The organism is Micromonospora sp. NPDC093277, from assembly GCF_044765245.1.
Taxonomy (GTDB): Bacteria; Actinomycetota; Actinomycetes; order Mycobacteriales; family Micromonosporaceae; genus Micromonospora.
In genome coordinates this window covers 776844-801948 of sequence record NZ_JBIWJO010000001.1, presented here as the reverse complement: position 1 = coordinate 801948, position 25105 = coordinate 776844, and the positions used below count along the sequence as shown (strand labels likewise).

The window sequence follows — 25105 nt, the reverse complement described above, 5'->3', positions numbered from 1 at the left end:
AGGTCGAGCCAGCAGATGGGCGGCTATGAGCAACCGCCGGGCAGAACTGAGCAGGAGTTGGGGGATCGATGGGAACCGCTACCAACTACGTATTGGGTGAACTACGTCTGTTCCGGGCCGCCCTCGGTCTGAGCCAGGACGACTTCGGCAGGACGATCGGCTACTCCGGGTCCCATGTCAGCTCGGTGGAAACCGGCGGCCGGCCGCCGACCAGCGAGTACATGAAGGCTGTCGACGACAGCCACCAAACCGGGGGACGCTTCGGCCGCATGCTGCGTGAGCTCGGAAAGCTTGACACCACGCCCGCCTGGTTACGCGAGTGGATCGAGTTCGAGCGCGAAGCAGCCACGCTGCGCTGGTTTGAGCTGGCCTATATCCCCGGCCTACTTCAGACCGAACGCTACGCTCGCGCCACACTGGCTGGCGGCCGGTTCGGCCCGAAGGATGTCGACCAGGCGGTGGCTTCCCGGCTCGATCGCCAGGCGGTCCTGGAGCGCGAGCGCCCCCCACAGTTCATCGCCGTCCTGGATGAAGCAATACTCCGCCGACCGGTGCTCGACCAGCCGGGACTGATGGCCGAACAGCTTGAACATCTCCTTGCGCAGGCGAGGCGGGAACATATCCAGGTGCACGTGGTGCCCGTGGATGCTGGGATGTACCTGGGCCTGGCCGGGCAGTTCATCATCGCCGAGTTGCCCGACGGCGCGCGCGTGGCTCATGCGGACAACCAGCTCAGCGCGCAGATCGTCGATGCACAAGCCGACATCGCTAAGCTGGCCAAGACGTGGGAGATCGTGCGCAGCGAGGCGCTCCCCCGCCGGCAGTCATTCGAGTTGATCAAGGAAGTGGCGAAGTCATGGACGTGATGGCCCCGCAGTGGCGGAAGTCGACCAGGTCCGGCGGCAACGGCGGGTCATGCGTAGAGGTCGCCGACAACCTGCCGGATGTGGTGCTGGTGCGCGACACCAAGGATCGGGAAGGCGGCGCCCTCCAGTTCAACCCCTCTTCGTGGCGGTCGTTCGTCGATCTGGCGAAGCAGATCGGCCCCGTGGGCTGACACCCGGCAGCACTCGATCAGGTCCTCCCGCCCGAGGGAGGAGGACCTGACCATTCCGTTATCACGCGCCCGTCGTCAGGGTGGAGACGTCATCCAGGACGGTAGAGCTCGCTCATCTTCTCGGCCACAACAGAAACGTCGATGACCGCCGTTCGCCAGGCGAGATCAGACGCAGGGAGCTCGTCACCGTACGCGATACCGTCCAGCAATTCAACTTCTTGGATGGGGGACGGTCAGGTTGGCTCGGACCTTGGGATTTGCGTCAGCTCTCGTCGACGAACTGGCAGACGTGGCCGAAGTGTCGATCGACCAGGAGCGGTGGGGCGTAAACGTTGCCGTACGGCCGCGTCGTCCCGGTGCCCGGTCCGTTGGCTGGGCAGACTTCGGGGATGAGGTCATCCTTCAGGTTGGCGAGTTCGGAGGCCGTTGGGAGCTTGGGTCCGAAGACGAAGATCTTCTTCTTCTGGAGGCCATCGTGCGATCTGTTGTCGCTGGCAGGGTTACCGAGACCCTTGCCGCCGGGCGTTCGCGCGTGATTGTTTTCCTGTCCGATGGTCAGAGGCAGGTGGAAACGGGTTACGAGGCACCGGTCGGCTGTATTCCATTACCCCTTTGGCCGCAGTGGTCGCGGACGGTCCGATACTCGGCCTATCGGGAATCGTCGCAGTAGCGAAGCCGCGTGAAGGATGATCATCCTTGTTGACGACGTTCGTAGGCGCGGACAACTCGAAGCGTAGGATCCCCGCTCTCCGGCGTGCGTAGCCGATCGGTCAGCAGGAAACCGGGCAAGGCGAATCCCGCTGCGTGCTCGTGCTCGGACAACACGAACGTTCCACCCCGCGTCTCAGGCTGCCACCCGTGCCGTAGGGCGTAGCCGATAACGGCTCGCACGTTGGCCGGTGTCGGATAGGAGACGTCGGTCGCGCATCCCCACGGCAATCCCCACGCGGCCGACAGCAGGTCCGCCTGGAGGGCCTGGCTCGTCTTCCCGCCGCCCCAGGCCCGTAGACGAATGTACCGGTGGCAATCACCGCTGCCCTGCACGTGACCAATCTCCGCGCACCACACGAAGGTCCGCGCGTCGATACGCAACTGCCGTAGTCGAGTTCGCACGTGAGTCACCTCCCGATCGATCTTTCCCGATAGGACGCGGGGCCCTGCCGACGGGCCGTCACTGACCGTACTGTGGCTCGGGCACCTTGCCGATGGTGACATCCGGGCTGGCGCTACGACCGGCGGCGATCTGGCCCGGCAGTGGACTCACTGGACTCCCGGTTGTAGTAGGCATCGGCACCGTCAGTTCCCGATCTGGACTGGCCTCCGCCTACGTAACGTCGGCAAGGCCGATCCGAGAGGCTTGGTCGCCGCTGGCCGCTGCCGACGCGGTTGTCGCGGGTGGGGCCTCGGTGGTGACGGGCTGTCTGAGAATGGTGCGCTGCTTGTCGGGGGCGACTCTGCGGAAGTCACTGAGATAGATCTCGTGGTGATCGCCGACCATCTGAAGCCCTTGGCCGGGGATGAACTCGTGATGCATTTGCGCGAGTACGTCAGCTTCGTCGTCGAAGGAGCCGACGTGCAGTGTCTGCACGCACCTCCCCTCGGACAGCGTCTTCAGGCGGACGTCATCGAGACGCGCTGACTTGTTCTTCACCCCGGCTTGCTCGACGGCGGTGGTGAACATGGCCTGGTCGATCCAGTCCGGGACCATGAGCAGCAACGTCCAGTTCCACCGCGACTTGTCCCGCGCCGTCGTGAAGGAATCCATGTCCTCGGCCCGCCACAGGCCCTCCAGGGGCGGAACGACGTAGTCGCGCCCGAGGTCTGTCTTGCTGGCGAACTTCAGCTTGTACGCGACCGGATAAAGCGCTTCGACCGCCGTCGTGAAGGCGGGCGATGTGTTGGGGTCGCCGTGGCCATCGATCATGAGGTATCGCATGTCGGGCACGTCAACGATCCGGAACCGGCCCCGCGGCGCCTGGTAGGTGTCGAGGGTCTTCTTGAAGTCAACCTTGTTCGTCATCTGGTACCTGGGTTCGCATGGCGAGCCACTGCTTCTCTGCGTGCAACAGGCATAGCGGGTACTGGACGCGCCCGGGTGAATCGCGGCATGGTCGTCACCGTACGCGGTTGCAGCGACATCGGTAAGTTCACTCCACCTCAGTCGGCACCCTGTGCCACGGGGCGCGGTGCGCAGGACGGCCTGGTCCGGATCTGGTAGGAGACGGCCGCGACAACGAGCGCCCAGCCGTACCCGCCGAACGCGATCGAGGCGGCTCCGCCCAGGCTCAGCACGCCGTACTCGGTGAAAAATGCGTAGATGAGACTCCCGGTGCCGTAGAGCGCCAAGGTCGGTGCGATGAGCCATACCGGAGTCAGCGGCAGGAACCGCGGGACCCGGCGGCCGGCCAGCCAGAGCGTCCAGCGTGGGAAGACCATGCCCCAGGGCCGGACAAGTCCGAGCAGGAGAAAGATGGCGAGCCCGACCCCGGCGACCCCGCCGGCGACCGCCTGCCAGGTCGGTCGGAACCCGCCCGGCTCGATCCCGGCGACACCTGCCGCGCCCAGGCCGTGGAGGACCAGGTAGGGCAGGAAGACCCCACAACCCGCAAGGGCGATCCGGCGTACGCGCGGCGACGCGGCATGCGGTTCGGGGTACCACCGAGCTGACGAATGTGGCGGGTGTGCCCTGCCGCAGCGAGGACATACCCCCGCCCGGCGCCGCTGCCACGCCAACGCGGTGGCGACGAACAACGCACCGACGACAGCCAGGCCCAACCGTTCGCCGAACACCAACCAGTCGCTATGTCCATCGCGATCGCGCACCGTGCCGGTCAGCACCAGCTCGATCATGCTGAGCAGCACCCAGCAGCTGCCCGCCAACGCGAGCCCAGCCACCGTCCACGCGGCCACGGATACCGCGCGACCGAGATTTCGTTGTCGCGGTGCGGTGATGGTGAGAGCCGCGGCGACCGCGCCAGCGAGCAGAACGACCGCCGCCGGCCATCCGGCGTACGCCAAGCCAATGAAGGCGTGATGCCCCGTGATCGCGGCCGCCAGCACCGCACAGCCGTACAGCGCGCTGGACATGCTCGCGGCCCAGCCCACCCAGGACGGCCACCGGTGCCACCACCCCGAGCCTGAGCCGACGGCCGGATCAACAGGCCCGCCGCCCAGACTGGTCCCCCGCGACGCATTCGCCACACCCGAAGTGTTCACGATCCCGCCTGTGAGGGCGCTGAGGAGAGCTTCCGCCCATGTGCTGACCGGGCGTCACGTCACCGCGGCTAATTACGTTGCCGCACCGGGTGCGCCGGCCGCATCCTTGAGCCAGTGACCAGGCCCGATCGCGACGGGCCCACCACCGGGCGCTCGGCAACGCCCGGCCTGCGACGGCGCGGGGTGTCCACCTCTCTCTCACTGATACGGCGGTTCGCCGTACCCTCCGGACACCCCGCGCCGACGCTCCATCAAGGACAGACCGGCGGAAGCTCACACCAGCAAGCGTGCGACGACGCCCGGCCAAGCCCAGCGCCACCACCACGTCCCGGGGTCTGCGCCAGCATCACCGCACCCCGCCCGTCCCACCGGTCCCGTATGCAGGTGTGAGAAGGGAACCCTTCTCTACCGCGAGCGTTAACAGGGGGCCCTTCCTTACGCCTCCAGCAGCAGGGAGATGCCCTGCCCGACGCCGATGCACATGGTGGCCAGGGCCCGCCGGCCGCCTCGGCGGCGCAGTTCCAGCGCGGCGGTGAGCGCCAGCCGGGCGCCGCTGGCGCCGAGCGGGTGGCCGAGCGCGATCGCGCCGCCGTTCGGGTTGACGTGCTCGGCGTCCTCGGGCAGCCCCAGCTCACGCAGCACTGCGACGGACTGGGCGGCGAACGCCTCGTTCAGCTCGATCACGTCGAGGTCGGACAGGCCGAGGCCGTACCGGTCGAGCAGCTTGCGGGTGGCCGGCACCGGGCCGATCCCCATGATCCGGGGCGGTACGCCGGCCGCCGCCGCGCCGGTCACCCGGGCGAGCGGGGTGAGGCCGTAGCGGGAGACGGCCGCCTCGGAGGCGACCAGCAGCGCCACCGCGCCGTCGTTGACGCCGGAGGAGTTGCCGGCGGTCACCGTGCCACCCTCGCGGAACGGGGTGGACAACGCGGCGAGCTTCTCCAGCGAGGTCTCCCGGGGGTGCTCGTCGACCTCGACCAGCTTCGTCTCGCGCCGGCCGGCCGGCACGGTCACCGGCACGATCTCCTCGGCCAGCCGGCCGTCGGCCTGCGCCTTGGCGGCACGCTGCTGGGAGCGGTACGCGAACTCGTCCTGCGCCGCCCGGTCGACGCCGAAGTCGGCGGCGACGTTCTCCGCCGTCTCCGGCATCGAGTCGATGCCCCAGCTCCGCTTCATCAGCGGGTTGACCAGCCGCCAGCCGATGGTGGTGTCGTAGACCTCGGCGGTGCGGGAGAACGCGCTGGTCGCCTTCGGCATGACGAAGGGGGCGCGGCTCATGCTCTCCACTCCGCCGGCCACCATCAGGTCGGCCTCGCCGGCCACGATCGACCGGGCGGCCATGGCGAGGGCGTCCAGGCCGGAGCCGCAGAGCCGGTTGACCGTGGTGCCCGGCACCTCCTCGGGCAGCCCGCCGAGCAGCGCCGCCATCCGGGCCACGTTGCGGTTGTCCTCGCCGGCCTGGTTGGCGCAGCCGAGGATGACGTCGTCGGTACGGGCCCAGTCGACCGCCGGGTGGCGGGCGACCAGTTCGCGGATCACGTGCGCGGCCAGATCGTCGGGGCGCACCCCGGCGAGGGCGCCGGCGTAGCGGCCGATCGGGGTACGGACTCCGGCCACGAGATATGCCACGGTCATCGGCGCGCATCCTCCGGGGGTGGGAAGGGGCTGGCGGCGTCCGCCGGGTCACGGGGACGTCCGGCGCCAGGATATCCACGCCCGGAGCGGATAGGTTGTCGGCATGGCTCGGGCTCAGTTCGGCGCAGAGAACTCCGGCGGCGGCGCGTTCGTCCGCCAGCCCAACCGGTTCACCGGTCGGGTCACCCCGCACTCCACCTCGCCCGAGGGCGGCGGCCCCGACGAGCAGGACCGCTGGCCGCTGGAGGCCGGCCGGTACCGGCTGATCTGGTGCCGGGCCTGCCCGTGGGCGCACCGGGCCCGGATCGTGCGCAGCCTGCTCGGCCTGGAGGACGTGATCTCGCTGGGCACCGTCGATCCGATCCGCGACGAGCGGGGCTGGCGGTTCGCCCTCGACGAGGACGGCTTCGACCCGGTGCTGGGGATCAGCTTCCTTTCCGAGGCGTATCTGGCGACCGACCCGGACTACCAGGGGCGGGTGACCGTGCCGGCGCTGGTCGACACCCGGACGGGGCGGGTGGTGACCAACGACTATCCGCAGCTCACCCTGGACCTGATCACCGAGTGGCGGCGGTTCCACAAGCCGGGCGCGCCGGACCTCTACCCGGTCGAGCTACGTCCGGAGATGGACGCGCTGATGGCGGAGGTCCACCGGGACGTCAACAACGGGGTGTACCGGTGCGGCTTCGCCACCTCCCAGGAGGCGTACGACGAGGCGTACACGACGCTCTTCGCCCGGCTGGACGCGCTGTCGGAGCGGTTGTCCGGGCGGCGCTTCCTGATGGGCGACTCGATCACCGAGGCCGACGTGCGGCTCTTCACCACGCTGGTCCGCTTCGACGTGGCGTACCACGGGCACTTCAAGTGCAACCGGCAGAAGCTCACCGAGATGCCGGTGCTCTGGGCGTACGCCCGGGATCTGTTCCAGACCCCCGGCTTCGGCGAGACCGTGGACTTCGACCACATCAAGCGGCACTACTACGCCACCCACGAGATGATCAACCCGACCCGGATCGTGCCGCTCGGTCCGGACCTGGACGGTTGGACCACGCCGCACGGGCGTGGCTGAGCCGGGCGTCGGCCGGGCCGTCGCGGCGTCGGCCGCCGCCGGCTGCGTGGTGGGCGGCACGGCCGCGGTGACGTTCGCCGTGGTCGCCGGTCCAGGTCCGGGTCTGACCGGGTACGTCAGCGAGGCCGGCATCACCGACAGCGGGTACGCCGGGGCGTACCGGATCGGGGTGTTCGCGCTGGCGGCGGCGCTGCTGCTGCTCGCGGTGGCGCTGCCCCAGGTGCTGGAACCGGCGGCGGCGCTGCTCGCCGTCGGCGGTGGCTGCACGGCGCTCTCCGGCGCGGTGACGTGCAGCGCCGGCTGCCCGCTGCCGCCGTTCGAGGCGGCCACCGTGGCCGACCTGGTGCACGGCGGGTCGAGCGTGGCGGCCACCGCCGCGGTGGTCTTCGCGATGCTGGTCCTCGTCGTCATCCCGGCGGCGGGCCCGCCGCTGCGCCGGGCGGCCCGGGTCGGCGCGGCGCTGGCCCTGCCGCTGTCCGCGGCGATCGCCCTGGCCATGCTGATGGTGGGGCGCGGCAGCGTGGTGGGGGTGCTGGAACGGTTGCTGCTGCTGGTCGCCGCCGGTTGGGGCCTGGCCACCGCGACTGTCCTCGGCCTGGCCCGCCGATCGTGACGATCGGTTCACCGGCCGGTGAACCGGCCTTGTAAGGATCGTCACGGGCATCGCTCCTTCCACCCGGGCATCGGTCGGGGGTATCCTCACCGGGCGATGACCAATGTCTGGAACCTCACCGTTCGCCTGTACGTCGACCTTCGACGGCAGGCCAGCGGCATCTGTCCGGCGCAGCCGCTCTCCTGACGCTGCCCCGTTCACCTCCACCAGACTTGGACGTCCTCATGGCTTCCGCCCTGCGCAAGTCTCCCTTCTCCCTGCAGATCCTGCTCGGCCTCGTACTCGGCGTCGCGCTCGGCTTCCTCGCCCGCGCCAACGACATCGCCTGGCTGACCAGCACCCTCGACACCGTCGGCCACCTCTTCGTCCAGCTCCTCAAGCTGGCCGTGCCGCCGCTCGTCTTCACCGCCATCGTGGTCAGCGTGGTCAGCCTGCGCGGCGTGGCCAACGCCGCCCGGCTGGCGCTGAAGACGCTGCTCTGGTTCGGCATCACCGCGCTGATCGCGGTGAGCATCGGCATCGGCGTCGGCCTGCTCACCGACCCCGGCAAGGGCGTCACGCTCGACCTGGCCGGCGCCAGCGCGCCGAAGAAGGCCGGCTCCTGGACCGACTTCCTCACCGGCATCGTCCCGACCAACCCGGTCGGCGCGTTCGTGGAGGGCAACGTCCTCCAGATCGTCTTCCTCGCCCTGGTGGTGGGTGCCGCCGCCATGCTGATCGGCGAGGCCGCCGAGCCATTCGTGGCGCTCAACCGCTCGCTGCTGGCCATCGTGCAGAAGGCCCTCTGGTGGGTCATCCGGCTCGCCCCGATCGGCACGCTCGGCCTGATCGGCAACGCCGTCGCCTCGTACGGCTGGGACCTGCTGGCACCGCTCGCCAAGTTCACCACCGCCGTCTACGTCGGCTGCGCGATCGTCCTCTTCGTGGTCTACCCGCTGCTGCTGGTGGCCGCCGGCCGGCTCAACCCGGTGCGCTTCTTCGCCGGCGCCTGGCCCGCCATCGAGCTGGCCTTCGTCTCGCGCTCCTCGGTGGGCACCATGCCGGTGACCCAGCGCTCGGTCGAGCGGCTCGGCGTCCCCCGCGAGTACGCCTCCTTCGCGGTGCCGTTCGGCGCCACCACGAAGATGGACGGCTGCGCCGCGATCTACCCGGCCCTGGCGGCGATCTTCGTGGCGCAGGTCTTCGGGGTGCACCTGGGCGTCACCGACTATCTGCTGATCGCCTTCGTCTCGGTGGTCGGCTCGGCGGCCACCGCCGGCCTGACCGGCGCGATCGTGATGCTCACCCTGACCCTGAGCACGCTGGGCCTGCCGCTGGCCGGCGCCGGCCTGCTGCTCGCGATCGACCCGATCCTCGACATGATCCGCACCGCCACCAACGTGGCCGGCCAGGCGCTCGTGCCGACCATCGTCGCCGCCCGCGAGGGCACCCTCGACCGGTCCGCGTACGACTCGGCCGGAAAGCGCGACCTGGTCGACGTCGACGAGCCCCGGCCGACCCGCTCCGACGAGCTGGCACCGGTCCCGGCCTGAGCCCCCCTTCGGGTGCGTTTCCGGTCGCTCCGACGACCGGAGACGCACCCGAAGCACGTCCATGAGCTTCTCGTCGCCCCCGCCTGGAGGATCACCTCATGAGTGCCCTGTTCACCCCGCTCGCCCTGCGCGACGTCACCCTGCCCAACCGGGTCGCGCTGGCACCGATGTGCCAGTACAGCGCCGGCCCCGACGGCCTGCCCACCGACTGGCACCGGATCCACCTCGGCTCCCGCGCGGTCGGCGGGACCGGGCTGATCATCACCGAGGCCACCGCGGTGGTCCCCGAGGGGCGGATCAGCCCGCAGGACACCGGGCTCTGGTCGGGCGCGCACGTCGACGCGTGGCGGCCGATCACCGCGTTCGTCGCCGCTCAGGGGGCGGTGCCGGCCGTGCAGCTCGCGCACGCCGGGTTCAAGGCGTCGACGTACCGGCCGTGGGCCGGGCACCGGGGCGGCGTGCCGGACGCCGAGGGCGGCTGGACGCCGGTCGGCCCCGGTAGCGAGCCGTTCCAGCCCGACCACCGGCGGCCGACCGCACTCGACGGGGCCGGAATCGCCGGGGTGGTCGAGGCGTTCACCGTCGCCGCCGGGCGGGCGTTGGACGCCGGCTTCCAGGCGGTCGAGATCCACGCCGCGCACGGTTACCTGCTGCACGAGTTCCTCTCCCCGTTGACCAACCGCCGCACCGACACGTACGGCGGCGACCGGACCGGCCGGATGCGGCTCACCCTGGAGGTGGCCCGCGCGGTCCGCGCCACCGTCGGCGAGGCGGTGCCGGTGCTCACCCGGATCTCCGCCACCGACTGGGTGGACGGCGGCTGGACCGTCGAGGACAGCGTGGTGCTCGCCGGCGAGCTGGCCGCAGCCGGTGTGGACCTGGTGGACACCTCCTCCGGCGGCGCCTCGGCCGGGGCGAGCATCCCGGTCGGCCCCGGCTACCAGGTGCCGCTGGCCGCGCGGATCCGCCGCGAGACGGGCGTGCCGACCGGCGCGGTCGGCCTGATCGTGGAGCCGGAGCAGGCCGAGCAGATCGTCGCCGGCGGCGAGGCCGACCTGGTGCTGCTCGGCCGGGAACTGCTGCGCGACCCGTACTGGCCGCGCCGCGCCGCCGCCAAGCTCGGCGCCACCCCCCACTGGCCCAACCAATACACCCGCGCCTCCTGACCACCCCCCCACCCCCCCACCGGGCCCCATCGGCCGGCGGTGTTGATCATGAGGTTGGCACCCCTCCGCGTCGGCGTGTCGCGGCGCTAACCTCATGATCAACCACTGTCGTCCCCGGGGTGGCGGGGAGGGGTGCGGGGGCGGACAGGGGGTGGGTCAGCCGGCCAGGTGGGTCCAGTCGGCCTCCAGGTCGCGCCACGGGCCCTGCGCGGCCACCGCCCCGTCGACCAGCACCACCACGTGGTCCGCCCGGACCAGCGCGGCCCGCTTGGAGGTCGACCCGACCACCGTCACCCCGTGCTCGCGCAGCGCCGCCCAGAGCGCCAGCTCGGTGGTGACGTCCAGCGCGGACGACACGTCGTCGGCGACCAGCAGCTCGGTACGCGGCGCCAGCGCCCGGGCCAGCGCCAGCCGCTGGAGCTGTCCGCCGGAGAGTCGGGTGCCCTTGTGCCCGATGAGCAGCCCGAGCCCGCCGCCCGCAGTGGCCAGATCGTGGTCGAGTTGGGCGGTCGACACCGCGCCGGCGGCATCCACCTGGTGCCCGAGCGCGATGTTGTCGGCGACCGTGCCGGAGAGGACCCGGGGCAACTGGCCGACGTACCCGACCTGGTTGGGGCGGAGGAACAGCTCCGGCTCGGTGACCGGCTCGCCGTTCCAGTGCAGCGTGCCGGTGTGGTGGACGATCCCGGCCAGGGCGCGCAGCAGCGACGACTTGCCCGAGCCGACCGGACCCACCACGAGCACCAGTTGTCCCCGCTCGACGGTGAGGTCGACGTCCCGGACCGCGTGAACGCCGTCGGAGTGCAGCGCGCCGAATCCGGCCAGTTCCAGCCTGCGCAACGGGTGCCGGACCGGCGGCTCGGGCGCCGGGGCGTGGCCCGCGGCCAGGTCCACCCCGGCTACCTCCGCCGAGTACGTGGCCACCCCGGTCATCGCCACGGTCCGCCGGGTCCACACCTGCGCCGACGGATACTGCGAGACCAGCGCCGCGGTGGTCCAGGCAAACCAGCGGGCCGCACCGAGCGTCGAGACCGCCACCAGGGCCGCCCCGGCGGAGAGCCCGCCGGCCAGGTAGAGCGCCCACGCCCCGATCGGCAGCAGCCCGCTGGCCATCGACGGGGTGGACCGCGCCCACACCTGCATGACGATCTCCCGCCGCTGCCGGTCGCTGCGGACCGTGTCCAGTGTCGCGAGGTGGTCCAGCACCGGCCGGGTGGCGCCGGCGAGCTTCACCGTACGGGCGGCGGAGAGCGAGGAGACCAGCGCGGTGGCGAACGCTGCCCGGGCCTTGACGGTGCCGCGGGCGGTGCGTTCCAGGCGGGACGCGAACAGCATGGCCGCCAGCCCGGAGACCACCATGGTGCCGAGGAAGAACAGCGCGGGCACGAAGCTGCCGGTCACCAGGGTCATCGTGATCATGATGGCCAGCGAGATGAACTGGTCCATCAGGTTGTCGGCGAGCTGCACCACCCGATCGGTGTCGCCGCCCTGAGCCACCACCTCGGCGGGGGTGTGCTTGCTGACCCGCCGGGCTCCGGTCTGCCCGTGCACCAGCCGCAGGCTGATCCGCAGCATCTGCCGGATCCACCACTGCGGGAACCACAGGTTGGTCAGGTACGGCAGCGGCAGCACGACCAGCAGTGCGACGACAATGCCGAGCGCCGGCAGCCACGGGTCGCCCCCGCCGATCACCTCGGCCCAGAGCCAGGGCAGCACCGAGCCGTCCAGCCCGAGCAGGGTCATCACGATGAAGAACGTGACGGAGACCAGGCCGTACCGGGGGTCGTTGGTGCCCAGCCGGAGGATCTCCCGCAGGGTCCGCACGGCGGGCGCGGGGGGCACCGGTGGCGGCTCGGCCGGCGGCACCGCGGCCTGGCGCGGGACGGTGGTCGGCGCGGTCGGTTCCGGCGGCCCGTCGGGCCAGGCCTCGCCGGGCCCGTCCAGCAGCTCCACTCCACCGCGCCGGCCACCGGCACCGGCGTACGCGCTGGCGTGGCTGGTCGCGAGCAGTTCGGCGAAGCGGGTCGACTCGCGCAGCGGGCCCGCCTCCAGCACCGCCCCGTCGGCCATCACCACGACCTCGTCGCAGCGGCGCACCGAGGAGAGCCGGTGCGCGATGACGATGCCGATCCGGTCGGCGAGCAGGCGTTCGGTCGCCTCGCGTACCCGGGTCTCGGTGACCGGGTCGAGCCGGGCGGTGGCCTCGTCGAGGATCACCACGTGCGGGTCCCGGACCAGGATCCGCGCGAACGCCACGAGCTGTTCCTGGCCGGCGGAGAGCGCCTGCCCGCCCTCGCCCAGCTTCGTGTGCACCCCGTCGGGCAGTTCGGCGATCCAGCCGGCCAGGCCCAGCTCCTCCAGCGCCCGGGTGGCGTCGTCGAGCAGGTCCGGGTCGAAGAGCGCGACGTTCTCGGCCAGCGTGCCGGCGAGGATCTCGGTGCGTTGGGGAACCACCGCGATCCACCGGCGCAGCGCCTCGACGTCCAGGTCGACCAGGTCGGTGTCGCCGAGGAAGACCGTGCCGCGCGGCACGTCCACGGCCCGGGTGAGCACCTTGGCCAGGGTCGACTTGCCCGACCCGGTCCGCCCGACCAGGGCGTACGACCGGCCCCGGGCGAAGGTGAGCCGGACGTCGCGCAGCGCCGGCCCGCGATCGTCCCCCGTGGCGGGGTAGCGGAAGGTGAGCCCGCGTACGGTCAGGTCCCCGTCGTCCGGGGTGGCCCCGCCGGCGGGTTCCTGCCGGGCACCGGAGAGCAGTTGCACCCGGGCCCAGGCGCCGAGCGCGTACTGCAGGTGCGGCACCCAGCGGGCGATGTGCTCGACGGTCGCGCCGAAGGCGAGGGCGAGCAGCCAGATGGCGGTGAGCCGGGCGCCGTCGACCCGGCCGGTGGTGAGCGCCCAGGCCCCGGCGAGGACGACGGCGGCGATGCCGACCCGGATCCCGCCGGCGGCGAGGGCGGTCACCTTGGCGGACAGCCGGAACACCCGGCCGCCCCGGGCGATCACCTCGGCGGCCCGGCGGGCGTACAGCCGCAGCACGTACGGCCGGGCCAGGCTGGTCCGCACGTCGTCCTGGCCGTGCACCGCCTCCTCCATCACGGCGGCCAGGTCGGACCACGCCTCCTCCTCGGCCATCCGGGCCGGGGCGATCCGGGCGGTGGGCCGGCGCAGCACCACGCCGAGCAGGGCGGTCACCAGGACCATCCCTACGCCGGCCGGCCACCAGACGAACAGGGCGCTGACCGTGGCGAGCAGGCAGACGGCGAGCCCCTGGGCCAGGCGTACGCCGGTGTTCCGCATCTCGGCGGCGACCTGGTAGACGTCGTTGTCGATCCGGTCGAGCAGCTCACCGACCGGCGTGGTCTCCAGGGTGGGCAGATCCTGCCCGAGCGCCACCCGGCACAGCCGGCGGCGTACGTCGGCGGACCAGTCGGCGGTGAGGCCGGCCATCAGCAGCCCGATGAGCAGGTCGCTGGCCACGACCGCGACCAGCGCCACGGCCAGGGCGGTGAACCAGCCGCTCGAACGGTGCACCAGCACCGGCCCGGCCAGCGCGGACGCGGCCGCCTGGCCGCCGGCGCCGAGCGCGATGAGCAGGAGGACTACCGCCATCCGACGCGGTGCGGTGGCCCAGAGGTCGCGGAGCAGGCGCATGGACAGTCCTCCGGACTCGGGTCGGCATGGGGGCGGTGCCTCCAGCCTTCCGCTCCGGCCGCGACGGCTCAAACGATTTACCCGCGGTTCACGCCTGGGCGACCCGGCGAACGATGCCGAGCAGCACCTCCCGCACCTCCTCGATCGGCCGGTCCGGCTGGAAGACCAGCCAGTCCACGGCCACCACCAGGCCCACGCCGAACAGCGCCGAGCTGGCCGTGCGCACGTCCAGGTCGGCGGGGAGGTCGCCGCTCAGCAGGGCGAGGGCGGCGAGCCGGCCGTCCGGTTCGGCGCAATTCAGCAGGGCGTAATCCCGGCCATGCCGCCGGTCGACCGACTCAGAAGAGCACGGTGGCGAGGGTGCCGACCGGGCGGAACCCGCAGCGCTCGTAGACCCGCCGGGCGGGCAGGTTGAAGTCGTTGACGTAGAGGCTGACCGTGGGGGCGACCTGGACCAGGGCGTCGCGTACCACCGCCGCCATCGCCGCGGTGGCGATCCCCCGACCCCGCCACTCCGGCGCCACCCACACCCCCTGCACCTGGGCGGTCCGCCGGGTCACCACTGCCAGCTCGGCCTTGAAGATCACCTTGCCGTCCACGAACCGGGCGTAGGCCCGGCCCGCGCGGACCAGGTCGGCCACCCGCCGCCGGTAGCCGCGCCCGCCGTCCTCGGCCAGTGGCGAGACCCCGACCTCCTCGGTGTACATCGCCACCGCGGCCGGGAACAACCGGTCGACCTCACCGCCACGCACCCGGCGCACCTCCGGGTCGGCCGCCACGGCGGGCAGCGCGTCCGTGGCCAGCAGCGGCTGGTTGGGGCGTACGTCCCGGGCCGGCCCCCAGTACGCGGAGAGGCGGTCCCAGAGCCCGAGCACCGCGTCGGCCCGCCCGACGATCGAGGAGCAGAGCCGTTCCTCGGTGCTCAGCAGGTCGGCGAAGGCGGCCACCGCGGGTTCCGTGGCGAGCACCGGGGTCAGGTTGCCGCCCAGCCAGCAGATCGACTCCAGGTTGCGCCGCGCGCCATAGCCCAGAATCCGCCCCTCGGCCCGCCACCAGGCCAGCCCTCGGGCGGCCACCCGCTCCGCGACCTGCGCACCGCCGAACGGGTCGAGGTCGAGCAGCCGTTCGACCGCGCGGCGCTCGGACTCCCCCAGTTGGCGTACGGGCACGGTGAGCACGGATACCAGCCTGCCAGATGCGACCCACGGCGCGCGGGCCGACCTGCGGACCCCGACGGGGATCGCGGACCGGTTACCGAGTGGCGACTCAGCCGACCGGAACCGGAGCGGACATCTCGGCCGGACGGGTCCGTCCGGCCCACGCCACCACCGGCGGCACCAACGCCCCGAGCAGGAGAAACAGGACCCCGAGCAGCACCCAGCCCGGTACGCCCCAGCCAACCGCCAAAGTGGTCAGCACCACCGGCGCCACCATCGAGCCGAGCTGCATGCCCATCGCGTACGCGCCCTGGTACTGGCCTTGCGCGTGGGCGGGGGCGAGCCCGAACGAGACGCCCCAGCCGGCCGCGGCGTGCCACAGTTCTCCCACCACGTGCACCAGCGACCCGGCCAGCAGCAGCGCGACGGCGACCGGGGCGGGCACCCCGCCGCTGGCCGCGAAGAGCAGGCAGGCGACCGCGATCACTGCGCCGGCCCGCCGAGCGGCGCGGGCCGCCCCGGCCAGTTCCTCGGTGCCCCGCGAGGCACGGACCTGGAAGAGCACGACCATCACGGTGTTGACGAGCAGGCAGCCCGAGATCAGCCAGCGCGGCGCGGCGGTGTGCTCGGCGATCCACAGCGGCAGGGCGATGTTGATCAGCCCGAAGTGCATGGACATCAGCCCGTCGAGCACGGTGAAGGCGAGGAACGGGTGGTCCCGCAGCGCGATCAGGCGCGGGCCGTGCGCTGGCGCGGCCACCGGCGGCAGCGCGGGCAGCCGGAACAGGATCGCGGCGGCGCCCAGGTAGCTCACCGCGTCGAGCAGGATCAGCGTCACATAGGCCGGGCGGGTGTCGGCGGCGATGCCGATGCCGGCGGCCACCGCCCCGACGGAGATCCCGACATTGGTGACCGCGCGCAGCCAGGCCCGGGTCCGGACCCGCTGGTCGGGCGGGACCGCCCCGGCGATCAGGGCGCCCCGGGCGCCTCGGGTGACCGCGTCGGCGACCGCCATCAGCACGCCGACCGCGAGGAACGCCGCGAAGGACCGGACGGCCACCAGGGCGGCGGTGAACACGGCGGAGGCGAGCAGCGCGGCGAGCTGCATCCCGCGCGGGCCGTACCGGTCGGCGAGGTAGCCCATCGGAGTGCTCGCCACCAGGCTGACCAGGGCGGTGACGGTGAGGGCGACGCCGACCTGGGTCACGGTCAGCCCCACCGAACGGGTCAGGAAGAGCGCGCTGACGGTCAGCCAGGTGCCCCGGCCGACGGTGTTGACCAGCGTGGAGATGGCGAGAATCCGGGCCGGACCCGGTTCGGGAAGTAGGCGCACGCCGACACCATAGCAAGACGTACGTACGGTTTGTTGCCCCGCTCCGCCCGCCGCCTTGTCGACGATGCATTTCCGATATATCGTCGACGTATCAGTGATAGGACAACCAAGGAGGACCGATGGGTTTCCATCGACGACTGCACGAGATGCACGAGCAACGGATGCGCGGCTTCGGCTTCCCGCCCGTACCGCCGTTCCCGCCCGGTGGCCCGCACGGCCACGGTCACGGCCGGGGTGGTCGGGGTCGCGGGCGCGGACGCCGGCCCAACGTGCGCGGCGCGGTGCTGGCCCTGCTCACCGAGCGGCCGATGCACGGCTACGAGATGATCCAGGAGATCGACTCCCGGACCGGCGGGGCCTGGCGGCCCAGCCCCGGGTCGGTCTACCCCACCCTGCAACTGCTGGAGGACGAGGGCGTCATCGCCGCCGCCGCGGACTCCGACGGCGGGCGGAAGCGGTTCGCCCTCACCGAGCAGGGCCGCGACGAGGCGGCCACGGCGGCACAGAACCCGCCGTGGGCGGCATTCGCCGAGACGACCGTGAACAGCTGGCACGACATCCGCGACGCCGGCGCCCAGGCCATGCACGCGCTGCGCCAGGTGATGATGACCGGCACGGACGACCAGCGGGAACGCGCCGCCCAGGTGCTCGACGAGACCCGCCGCAAGCTCTACGCCATCCTCGCCGAATCCGAGTGAACACAGTCCAACCTGCCCGGTACGCCCGGCAGGGTGGCCCACGGGCCTCCCTGCCGGCACCGGCGCGCGGTCAGCCGGCCATCAGCGCCTGGATGGGTCGGGCGAACATCAGCCGCACCGGCGGGCGGTGACGAGCAGATACTCCCACCGCATCACCCCGGCCTCGAGATACCGCCGCGCCAGGTCGGCCAGGTCCCGATCGAGGGCGGCGACCCGCTCGGGGTCACCGGCGATCGCCCGGTACGCCGCGATCGTCGGCCCGTAGTGGGCCTTGAAGAAGTCGCGGAACGCCTCCGGGCTGGTGAAGCGGTCCACCGTGACCGTCTGACGGCGGGTGACGACGTCGGTGACCCGGTTCCCGAGCAGCGCGCGGACGTGCTCCTCACTGCCCCAGAGCGGCGGGGGCTGCGCGCCGGGCGGCGGCGGTGGGGCGTACGGCCTCATGCTGGCGAACATCTGCCCGATGAATCCCTCGGGCGTCCAGTTGACCAGGCCGACCGTGCCGCCCGGCCGGCAGACCCGGACCAGTTCATCGGCGCCGGCCTGATGCCGGGGCGCGAACATCACGCCCACGCAGGAAAGGACCCGGTCAAACTCACCGTCCGCGTACGGGAGCGCCTCGGCGTCGGCCTGCTGCCATTCCAGTTGGGCGCCGCGCTCCACGGCGAGCGCTCGCCCGATCTCCAGCAGTTCCGGGGTCAGGTCACTGGCCACCACGCTGGCCCCGGCCAGGGCCGCCGGGATGGCCGCGTTGCCGGTGCCGGCGGCCACGTCCAACACCCGGTCGCCGGGGCCGACGCCGGCCGCCCGTACCAGGGTCGCGCCCAGCTCCGGAATGACCTCCGCGGCGACCGCGGCGTAGCTGCCCAGCGCCCACATCTGCCGGTGCCTGGCCTTCACGGCCCCGTCCCGCTCCACGTCAATCATGACTGCTCCTCTGCCTCGTCCCTTTGAAACGGACGGTAGGCAGCGGCGAACCAGCGCCCTAGTACGAGATCTGTACCGGACCCGACAAGCTCGTGGTCCGGCCCACCGCGGCGGCGTAGCGTGCCGGCCATGGGGGCCTCCTACCATCAGTTCTGCCCGGTCGCGAAGGCCATGGAGCTGCTCGACGAGCGCTGGACGCTGCTCGTCGTCCGGGAACTGGTGAGCGGGTCCGAGCGGTTCAACGAGCTGCGCCGCGGCCTGCCCCGGATGTCGCCCACCCTGCTGTCCCGGCGGCTGCACCAGCTCGTCCGGGCCGGCGTCGTGGAGCGGCACGTCGACGGCGCCGACGTACGGTACGTCCCGACCCAGGCGGGACGGGAGCTACGGCCGGTGCTCGAGGCGCTCGGCGCGTGGGGGGTCCGCTGGATCGGCGAGCTGGGCGAGGCGGACCTGGACCCGAAGCTGCTGTTGTGGGACATGCACCGCCACGTCGACCACCGCGCCGTCCCGCAGGAACGGACGGTCGTCCACTTCCGCTTCCGTGACGTGCCGGCCGGCTTGCGGGACTGGTGGCTCGTCATCGACAGCGGGGAGGCCGACGTCTGCGACGTGGACCCCGGCCACGGCGTGACGGTGGCGGTGCACGCCGACCTGCGGGCCCTGGTGCAGGTCTGGCTGGGCGACCTGAGCTGGCCGGCGGCACTGCGCGGCGGCGCGGTCGAGGTTGCCGGCCCGGAGGCGCTCCGGCGGGCCCTGCCCCGGTGGTTCACGCTCTCCGAGTTCGCCGCGGTGCCCAGGCCGGCAACGCCGGTGTGATCCCGGACCCGACCGAAACGACACGTGCGGCTGCCCCGAGCGGGCAGCCGCACGCCGTGGCGGTTCTTCGGTCAGTGCACGGTGACCGTGGCGCCGGGGACCAGGTCACGCAGATCCTCGGGGATCTCCGCGCCCATCTCGTCGGCGAGCCGCAGCGCCTCCTCGATCAGCGTCTCCACGATCTGGCTCTCGGGCACGGTCTTGATGACCTGGCCCTTGACGAAGATCTGGCCCTTGCCGTTGCCGGAGGCCACCCCGAGGTCGGCCTCGCGGGCCTCGCCCGGGCCGTTCACCACGCAGCCCATGACGGCGACGCGCAGCGGCACCGGCAGCCCCTCCAGACCGGCGGTGACCTCCTCGGCCAGCTTGTAGACATCGACCTGGGCGCGACCGCAGGACGGGCAGGAGACGATCTCCAGGCCCCGCTCGCGCAGGCCCAGCGACTCCAGGATCTGGTTGCCGACCTTGATCTCCTCGACCGGCGGGGCGGAGAGCGAGACCCGGATGGTGTCACCGATGCCCTCGGCCAGCAGCGCGCCGAACGCCACGGCCGACTTGATGGTGCCCTGGAAGGCCGGGCCGGCCTCGGTCACGCCCAGGTGCAGCGGGTAGTCGCACTTCTCGGCGAGCTGTCGGTACGCCCGGATCATCACCACCGGGTCGTTGTGCTTGACCGAGATCTTGATGTCCCGGAAGCCGTGTTCCTCGAACAGCGAGCACTCCCAGAGCGCCGACTCGACCAGCGCCTCGGCGGTGGCCTTGCCGTACTTGGTCAGGAGCCGCTTGTCCAGCGAACCGGCGTTGACGCCGATCCGGATCGGCACGCCGGCGTCACCGGCGGCCTTCGCGATCTCCTTGACCTTGTCGTCGAACTGCCGGATGTTGCCCGGGTTCACCCGGACCGCCGCACAGCCGGCCTCGATGGCGGCGAAGACGTACTTCGGTTGGAAGTGGATGTCGGCGATCACCGGGATCTGCGACTTCTTCGCGATCGCCGGCAGCGCCTCAACGTCGTCCTGGGACGGCACGGCGACCCGGACGATCTGGCAGCCGGACGCGGTCAGCTCGGCGATCTGCTGGAGCGTCGCGTTGACATCGGCGGTCAGGGTGGTGGTCATCGACTGCACCGAGACCGGCGCACCCCCACCGACCGGTACCGAGCCGACCATGATCTGGCGGCTGGTCCGGCGGGGGGCGAGCGGCGGCGGTGGTACGGGAGGCATCCCGAGACTGACAGCGGTCACTTCAGGCACTCACCTTGAGAAGAGCGTGATCGGATTGACGACGTCCGCCGTGACGGTCAGCAACGTGAACACGCCACCGATCAGGATCACCGCGTACGTGATGGGCATGAGCTTGAGGTAGTCGACGCGGCCCGGGTCGGGGCGGCGCAGGCGGGCGTAGAGCCAGGAGCGGACCCGCTCGAACCAGGCGATCGCGATGTGCCCGCCGTCCAGCGGCAGCAGCGGCAGCAGGTTGAACACCCCGATGAAGAAGTTCAGCGAGACGAAGAGCATGAAGAACACCAGCCAGGCGCTGTTCTCCACGGCCTCGCCGCCGAGCCGGCTGGCACCGACCACGCTGATCGGGGTGTCCATGTCGCGCTCGCCACCGGTGACGGCGGTCCAGAGGGCGGGGACCTTCTGCGGGATCCGCTGCATGGCGTGCGCGGTCTGCACCGCCATGTTGCCGGTGAAGTCGGCGGTGGCGCCGAACGCGGCACCCGGGCCGTAGTGCACCAGGGTGGGGGTGCTGGGCCGCAGGGCGACGCCGAGCGCGGAGACCGACGAGGCAGCGCCCTTCGGGTCGTCCAGTGGCGGGCGCTGCACCGCGGCGAGGTCGACGGTGGCGGTGGCCGGGACGCCGTCGCGGACGTAGTCAAGGGTGGCGGGGCCGGGCTTCGTGGCACGGACCACGTCGAGCATCTGCCCCCAGGTGGAGATCGGCTTGCCGTTGACGGCGGTGATGCGGTCGCCGTCCTTGAGCTGCGCGCTCGCGGCCGGGCTGGCAGGGTCGCCGGCCTGGCAGGCCCGGTTGGCGTTCTCCACCACCACGCACGGCGCCAGGGCGACCACCGCGGGCTCGGCCTTGAACCCTTCGTCTGTGTTCGGGAACTTCGGGTTGGGCAGGCCGGCGGTGACCGCGATGAGCCAGAGCGTCACCAGGGCCAGCATGAAGTGGGTGATGGAGCCGGCGGACATCACGATCGTCCGCTTCCAGACCGGGTACCGCCACATCGCGCGCTTCTCGTCGCCCGGTTCGACGTCGTCGTCCTGCGGGGTCATCCCGACGATCTTGCAGAAGCCGCCGAGCGGGATGCCCTTGACGCCGTACTCGGTCTCGCCGCGCTTGAAGGACCACAGCGTCGGGCCGAAGCCGACGAAGTAGCGCGTCACCTTCATCCCGAAGGCCTTGGCGGTGAGCATGTGCCCCGCCTCGTGCAGGCTCACCGAGATGAGGATCGCCGCGGCGAAGAGCACCACCCCGAGCAGGTAACTCATCAAGCTCCTTCCACCGAACCGGCGATGATCTCCTGGGCGCACGCCCGTGCCCACGATTCGGCGGCGAGCACGTCCTCGACGGTACCTGGTTCGTCGAAGTCGGGAGCGCCGTCCAGCACACGCCGCAGGGTGTCGACGATGCCGAGAAACGGCAGCCGCCCGGCGACGAAGGCCGCCACGCACTCCTCGTTCGCCGCGTTGTAGATGGCCGGCCGGCAGCGCCCGGCCTCCCCGGCCGCCTTCGCCAGGGCGACCGCCGGAAAGGCGGCGTCGTCGAGCGGGAAGAACTCCCAGGTGTGGGCCCTGGTCCAGTCGACCGCGGCAGCGGCCTCGGGCACCCGGTCCGGCCAGCCGAGACCGAGGGCGATGGGCAGCCGCATGTCCGGCGGGCTGGCCTGGGCGAGGGTGGAGCCGTCGACGAACTCGACCATCGAGTGGATCACCGACTGGGGGTGGACCATCACCTCGATGTCGGCGTACGGCACGTCGAACAGCTCGTGCGCCTCGATCACCTCCAGCGCCTTGTTCACCATCGTGGCGGAGTTGATCGTGACCACCGGCCCCATGTTCCAGGTCGGATGGGCCAGGGCCTGTTCCGGCGTGACCTCGGTCAACTCGTCCCGGCGGCGGCCCCGGAACGGCCCGCCGCTGGCGGTGACCACGAGCCGGCGTACCTCGCCCCGGGTGCCGCCCCGCAGGCACTGCGCCAGCGCCGAGTGCTCGGAATCGACGGGGACGATCTGCCCCGGCCGCGTCACCGCGGCCTTGACCAGGGGGCCGCCGGCCACCAGGGACTCCTTGTTCGCCAGGGCGAGTGTACGTCCGGCGCGCAGCGCGGCCAGCGTCGGCGCCAGCCCGAGCGAGCCGACCACGCCGTTGAGCACCACGTCGCACGGCCACCCGGCCAGCTCGGTCATCGCGTCCGGGCCGGCCACGATCTTGGGCAGCTTGAAGTCGCCGGTGGCCCAGCCGCGCCGGCTCGCCTCGGCGTAGAACGCGAGCTGGAGATCCTGGGCGGCGGACGCCCTGGCCACGCCGACCACCTCGACCTCGAGTTCGAGGGCCTGCGCGGCGAGCAGCTCCACGTTGCCGCCGCCGGCACCGAGCGCCACCACCCGGAACCGGTCCGGGTTACGCCGGACGATGTCGATGGCCTGGGTACCGATCGAGCCGGTCGAGCCGAGCAGAACTAGGTCTCGGGGAGATGTCACCCGGACATTCTTCCTCAGCCCGGCTGGGCGCTTACTGGGAGCCTCGGTTCCCGCTGTCCGGTTCCTCAGGCAGGCCGCCCGGCCGCCCTTGATCGTTGACGCTGGAGCTGTCCGACACGCCGCGTGTTGAGCAGCTGAGCTGCCAACGATCACGCAGAACCGTGGTGCCGGACGAAGGGCTCCAGTTCGATGCCGCCGTACCAGTCGGTGCGGACGCCGAGATACGTCATGCCGAGCCGCCGGGCCACCGCCTCACGGGACCGGGACGGTGGCGTGCGGGGCGGGGACAGGCTGGTCGGACTCGCGGATGCCGTAGCGGCGGTAGACCCGGGCCAGCGGGCCGGGGGCCCACCAGTTCCAGCGACCGAGCAGCCGCATGGTCGCCGGCACCAGCAGGGCCCGGACCAGCGTCGCGTCGACCACGATCGCCACGATCATGCCGACCCCGATGAGCTTGATGTACGACATGCCGCCGGTGGTGAAGCCGGCCACCACAATGATCAGCAGCAGCGCGGCGGCGGTGATGATCCGGCCGGTGTGCTGCAGCCCGCCGGCCACCGCGGCGGTGTTGTCGCCGGTGCGGTCCCACTCCTCCCGGACCCGGGACAGCAGGAACACCTCGTAGTCGGTGGCCAGTCCGAAGAGCACCGCGAGCATGAGGATCGGGTTGCTCGGCTCGATGAAGCCGGTCGAGGTGAAGCCGAGCAGCCCGGCCAGGTGACCGTCCTGGAAGATCCAGACCACCACGCCGAACGACGCGCCGATCGAGACCAGGTTCATCAGCACCGCCTTGACCGGCAGCACCACCGAGCCGAAGGCGAGGAAGAGCAGCAGCAGGGTGGCGACGGCCATCAGCAGCGCCATCCACGGCAGCCGGTCGCCGAGGCTGTCCAACAGGTCCCGGTCGGCGCCGGGCCGCCCGCCGACCAGCACCTCGGCCCCGGCCGGTCCGGGCAGCCCGCGCAGCTCGCGGACCACCCGCTGGGCGACGTCGCCGGTCGGTTCGCCGGGGTAGCTCACCGAGAGCAGCGTGGTCCGCCCAGCCTCGGCGGCTACCCGTACCCCGGTCACCCCCGGCACGGCCGCGACCTGGTCGGCGAACCCGCGCGCCGCCTCGGCCGGCGCGCCGGAGACCAGCACGTCGATCGGGGCGACCTGGCCGCCGGGGAACTCGGCGGCGATCCGTTCGGAGACCACCCGGGGCGCGGCGTCCGTCGGCAGCACCCGCTCGTCGAAGCCGCCGAAGGTGACCCGCAGGAAGGGGGTGGCCAGCAGGCCGAGCAGCACCACGACCCCGACCAGGTAGCGCACCGGGCGGCGCATCACGCTCCGCGCGATCCGGGCCCAGGCGCCACCCCCACCGGCTGCCCCCGGACCGGCGCGCCGCGTCCCACGCCGCCACGGCAGGGGTACGCGCACCGCGTCGATCCGGTGGCCGAGCACCGCCAGCAGGGCCGGCAGCACGGTCAGCGCGGCCAGCATGGCGACCAGGACGGCGGCCACCCCGCCGAGCCCCATCGAGCGCAGGAACGGCTGCGGGAAGATCAGCAGACTGGACAGGGCGAGCGCCACGGTGAGCCCGGAGACCAGCACGGTCCGGCCCGCGGTGGCCATGGTGCGCCGGATCGCCTCGCCGGTGTCGTGCCCGGCGGCGAGTTCCTCCCGGAACCGGCTCACCACGAAGAGGGCGTAGTCGACGGCCATGCCGAGGCCGACCAGCGTGATGATGTTGATCGCGAAGATCGACACGTCGGTGAAGAGGTTCACCACCCGTACGGCGACGAAGGCGCCGAGGATGGCCAGCCCGCCGATGAGCAGCGGGGTGGTGGCGGCGACCAGCCCGCCGAAGATCAGCACGAGGAGCACCAGCAGCACCGGCATGGAGAGCGTCTCGGCGCGGGTGATGTCCTTGGTGGTCTGGGTGTTGGCGTAGTGCTGGAAGGCGACGAGGCCGCCCACCTCGGTCTTCAGCCCGGGGGCGTCGAGCGCGGGGCGCAGCGCCTCGAACTGCGTCGACCGAGCGTCCTCGTCCGCGCCGCCGAGCCGGATGAGGGCGTACGTGGCCCGGCGGTCGGCGGCGACCAGGGCCGGGGCGGGACTGTCGTACCAGGTGGTCAGGCTGGTCACCTCGGGCCGCCCGCGCAGCCCGGTGACGGTGGCGGTGACCGGGTCGCGGAAGGCCGGCTGGTCGACCGTGGCGGTGTCGCTGGACCAGAGGACGATCACGTCGGCGTCCTGCCGGCCCAGTTCGGCGGTGATCCGCTCGGCGGTCCGGCTGGACTCGCTGGCCGGGTCCTGGTAGCCGCCCCCGGTCAGCTCGCCGAAGACGCCCGCGCCCCAGGTGGAGCCGAGCACGACGAGCGCCACGGCGGCAGCCAGCACCGCCCACCGGGCGCGTACCACCAGTCGCCCCCACCAGGTGAACATCGCCATTCCCCCTCACCGGCAGTTAGGGTCGTAGCCGGTAACCATGCATCAGCTGAGTGAACGGCGTTTACTATTACAACGCCGTTAGCTCCG

Annotated in this window: 20 protein-coding genes and 1 pseudogene; 8 read left to right on the top strand and 13 right to left on the bottom strand. The window is 71.9% G+C overall.

Annotated elements, in window-relative coordinates:
- Positions 1 to 68: 68 nt before the first annotated feature.
- Positions 69 to 866 (top strand): helix-turn-helix transcriptional regulator, encoded by a 798-nt coding sequence (locus ACIRG9_RS03690; RefSeq protein WP_402849580.1) that lies wholly within the window; start codon positions 69 to 71, stop codon positions 864 to 866.
- Complete coding sequence (locus tag ACIRG9_RS03685) at positions 857 to 1057, top strand: DUF397 domain-containing protein (RefSeq protein WP_402849577.1); 201 nt, start codon at positions 857 to 859, stop codon at positions 1055 to 1057. The genes ACIRG9_RS03690 and ACIRG9_RS03685 overlap by 10 nt, the downstream gene beginning before the upstream one ends.
- 690 nt (positions 1058 to 1747) lie before the next feature.
- On the opposite strand, the gene ACIRG9_RS03680 is transcribed toward ACIRG9_RS03685, so the two are convergent.
- From ACIRG9_RS03680 to pcaF, 4 genes and pseudogenes are all read right to left on the bottom strand, one after another.
- A complete protein-coding gene (locus tag ACIRG9_RS03680; RefSeq protein WP_402849576.1) occupies positions 1748 to 2149 on the bottom strand; it encodes an integrase in 402 nt (133 codons plus the stop codon).
- Positions 2150 to 2465: 316 nt separating this feature from the next.
- Positions 2466 to 3077: pseudogene (locus ACIRG9_RS03675) on the bottom strand (GyrI-like domain-containing protein); the annotation flags it as partial.
- Between the two features lie 137 nt (positions 3078 to 3214).
- Positions 3215 to 4144: a hypothetical protein gene (locus ACIRG9_RS03670; protein ID WP_402849573.1), complete on the bottom strand. Its 930-nt coding sequence runs from the start codon at positions 4142 to 4144 to the stop codon at positions 3215 to 3217.
- Positions 4145 to 4708: 564 nt separating this feature from the next.
- Positions 4709 to 5908: a 3-oxoadipyl-CoA thiolase gene (pcaF, locus tag ACIRG9_RS03665; protein WP_402849570.1), complete on the bottom strand. Its 1200-nt coding sequence runs from the start codon at positions 5906 to 5908 to the stop codon at positions 4709 to 4711.
- Positions 5909 to 6011: 103 nt separating this feature from the next.
- On the opposite strand from pcaF, the gene ACIRG9_RS03660 reads away from it, so the two are divergent.
- The 4 genes from ACIRG9_RS03660 (at position 6012) to ACIRG9_RS03645 (ending at position 10288) form a co-directional block, all read left to right on the top strand.
- Complete coding sequence (locus ACIRG9_RS03660; protein WP_402849567.1) at positions 6012 to 6977, top strand: glutathione S-transferase family protein; 966 nt, start codon at positions 6012 to 6014, stop codon at positions 6975 to 6977.
- Complete coding sequence (locus ACIRG9_RS03655) at positions 6970 to 7590, top strand: DUF998 domain-containing protein (protein WP_402849564.1); 621 nt, start codon at positions 6970 to 6972, stop codon at positions 7588 to 7590. Before ACIRG9_RS03660 ends, ACIRG9_RS03655 begins: the two co-directional genes overlap by 8 nt.
- Before the next feature lie 236 nt (positions 7591 to 7826).
- Positions 7827 to 9122, top strand: coding sequence for a dicarboxylate/amino acid:cation symporter (locus ACIRG9_RS03650; RefSeq protein ID WP_402850253.1), 1296 nt, complete (start codon positions 7827 to 7829; stop codon positions 9120 to 9122).
- 98 nt (positions 9123 to 9220) lie between these two features.
- Positions 9221 to 10288 (top strand): NADH:flavin oxidoreductase/NADH oxidase, encoded by a 1068-nt coding sequence (locus tag ACIRG9_RS03645; protein ID WP_402849561.1) that lies wholly within the window; start codon positions 9221 to 9223, stop codon positions 10286 to 10288.
- Between the two features lie 156 nt (positions 10289 to 10444).
- Here ACIRG9_RS03645 and ACIRG9_RS03640 read toward each other — a convergent pair whose 3' ends face one another.
- The 4 genes from ACIRG9_RS03640 to ACIRG9_RS03625 all read right to left on the bottom strand — a co-directional run bounded on the left by ACIRG9_RS03640 (position 10445) and on the right by ACIRG9_RS03625 (position 16432).
- Positions 10445 to 13942, bottom strand: a complete 3498-nt coding sequence (locus ACIRG9_RS03640) for an ATP-binding cassette domain-containing protein (RefSeq protein ID WP_402849558.1) — start codon at positions 13940 to 13942, stop codon at positions 10445 to 10447.
- An 88-nt stretch (positions 13943 to 14030) separates the two neighbouring features.
- Positions 14031 to 14168, bottom strand: a complete 138-nt coding sequence (locus ACIRG9_RS03635) for a hypothetical protein (protein ID WP_402849555.1) — start codon at positions 14166 to 14168, stop codon at positions 14031 to 14033.
- Positions 14169 to 14280: 112 nt separating this feature from the next.
- Positions 14281 to 15120 (bottom strand): GNAT family N-acetyltransferase, encoded by an 840-nt coding sequence (locus ACIRG9_RS03630; protein ID WP_402849552.1) that lies wholly within the window; start codon positions 15118 to 15120, stop codon positions 14281 to 14283.
- An 88-nt stretch (positions 15121 to 15208) separates the two neighbouring features.
- Positions 15209 to 16432, bottom strand: coding sequence for an MFS transporter (locus ACIRG9_RS03625; protein WP_402849549.1), 1224 nt, complete (start codon positions 16430 to 16432; stop codon positions 15209 to 15211).
- 119 nt (positions 16433 to 16551) lie between these two features.
- On the opposite strand from ACIRG9_RS03625, the gene ACIRG9_RS03620 reads away from it, so the two are divergent.
- Complete coding sequence (locus tag ACIRG9_RS03620; RefSeq protein WP_402849546.1) at positions 16552 to 17130, top strand: PadR family transcriptional regulator; 579 nt, start codon at positions 16552 to 16554, stop codon at positions 17128 to 17130.
- A 108-nt stretch (positions 17131 to 17238) separates the two neighbouring features.
- Here the strand turns inward: ACIRG9_RS03620 and ACIRG9_RS03615 are convergent, their stop codons facing one another.
- A complete protein-coding gene (locus tag ACIRG9_RS03615; protein ID WP_402849543.1) occupies positions 17239 to 18057 on the bottom strand; it encodes a class I SAM-dependent methyltransferase in 819 nt (272 codons plus the stop codon).
- 129 nt (positions 18058 to 18186) lie between these two features.
- On the opposite strand from ACIRG9_RS03615, the gene ACIRG9_RS03610 reads away from it, so the two are divergent.
- Positions 18187 to 18873, top strand: a complete 687-nt coding sequence (locus ACIRG9_RS03610; RefSeq protein WP_402849540.1) for a winged helix-turn-helix transcriptional regulator — start codon at positions 18187 to 18189, stop codon at positions 18871 to 18873.
- A 71-nt stretch (positions 18874 to 18944) separates the two neighbouring features.
- Here ACIRG9_RS03610 and ispG read toward each other — a convergent pair whose 3' ends face one another.
- The 4 genes from ispG to ACIRG9_RS03590 form a co-directional block, all read right to left on the bottom strand.
- Positions 18945 to 20117: a flavodoxin-dependent (E)-4-hydroxy-3-methylbut-2-enyl-diphosphate synthase gene (gene ispG / locus ACIRG9_RS03605; protein ID WP_402849537.1), complete on the bottom strand. Its 1173-nt coding sequence runs from the start codon at positions 20115 to 20117 to the stop codon at positions 18945 to 18947.
- 9 nt (positions 20118 to 20126) lie between these two features.
- Complete coding sequence (locus tag ACIRG9_RS03600; RefSeq protein ID WP_402849534.1) at positions 20127 to 21374, bottom strand: M50 family metallopeptidase; 1248 nt, start codon at positions 21372 to 21374, stop codon at positions 20127 to 20129.
- Positions 21374 to 22585 (bottom strand): 1-deoxy-D-xylulose-5-phosphate reductoisomerase, encoded by a 1212-nt coding sequence (gene dxr, locus ACIRG9_RS03595; protein WP_402849531.1) that lies wholly within the window; start codon positions 22583 to 22585, stop codon positions 21374 to 21376. The genes ACIRG9_RS03600 and dxr overlap by 1 nt, the downstream gene beginning before the upstream one ends.
- Positions 22586 to 22837: 252 nt before the next feature.
- Entirely contained in the window at positions 22838 to 25018 is a 2181-nt protein-coding gene (locus ACIRG9_RS03590) for an MMPL family transporter (protein ID WP_402849528.1), read from the bottom strand.
- Positions 25019 to 25105: the final 87 nt, after the last annotated feature.

Coding starts and splice junctions, on each gene's coding strand:
- ACIRG9_RS03690 (WP_402849580.1), top strand. CDS start 69: ATGGGAACCGCTACCAACTACGTATTGGGTGAACTACGTCTGTTCCGG.
- ACIRG9_RS03685 (WP_402849577.1), top strand. CDS start 857: ATGGACGTGATGGCCCCGCAGTGGCGGAAGTCGACCAGGTCCGGCGGC.
- ACIRG9_RS03670 (WP_402849573.1), bottom strand. CDS start 4,144: ATGTCCAGCGCGCTGTACGGCTGTGCGGTGCTGGCGGCCGCGATCACG.
- pcaF (WP_402849570.1), bottom strand. CDS start 5,908: ATGACCGTGGCATATCTCGTGGCCGGAGTCCGTACCCCGATCGGCCGC.
- ACIRG9_RS03660 (WP_402849567.1), top strand. CDS start 6,012: ATGGCTCGGGCTCAGTTCGGCGCAGAGAACTCCGGCGGCGGCGCGTTC.
- ACIRG9_RS03645 (WP_402849561.1), top strand. CDS start 9,221: ATGAGTGCCCTGTTCACCCCGCTCGCCCTGCGCGACGTCACCCTGCCC.
- ACIRG9_RS03640 (WP_402849558.1), bottom strand. CDS start 13,942: ATGCGCCTGCTCCGCGACCTCTGGGCCACCGCACCGCGTCGGATGGCG.
- ACIRG9_RS03620 (WP_402849546.1), top strand. CDS start 16,552: ATGGGTTTCCATCGACGACTGCACGAGATGCACGAGCAACGGATGCGC.
- ACIRG9_RS03615 (WP_402849543.1), bottom strand. CDS start 18,057: ATGATTGACGTGGAGCGGGACGGGGCCGTGAAGGCCAGGCACCGGCAG.
- ACIRG9_RS03610 (WP_402849540.1), top strand. CDS start 18,187: ATGGGGGCCTCCTACCATCAGTTCTGCCCGGTCGCGAAGGCCATGGAG.
- ACIRG9_RS03600 (WP_402849534.1), bottom strand. CDS start 21,374: ATGAGTTACCTGCTCGGGGTGGTGCTCTTCGCCGCGGCGATCCTCATC.
- ACIRG9_RS03590 (WP_402849528.1), bottom strand. CDS start 25,018: ATGGCGATGTTCACCTGGTGGGGGCGACTGGTGGTACGCGCCCGGTGG.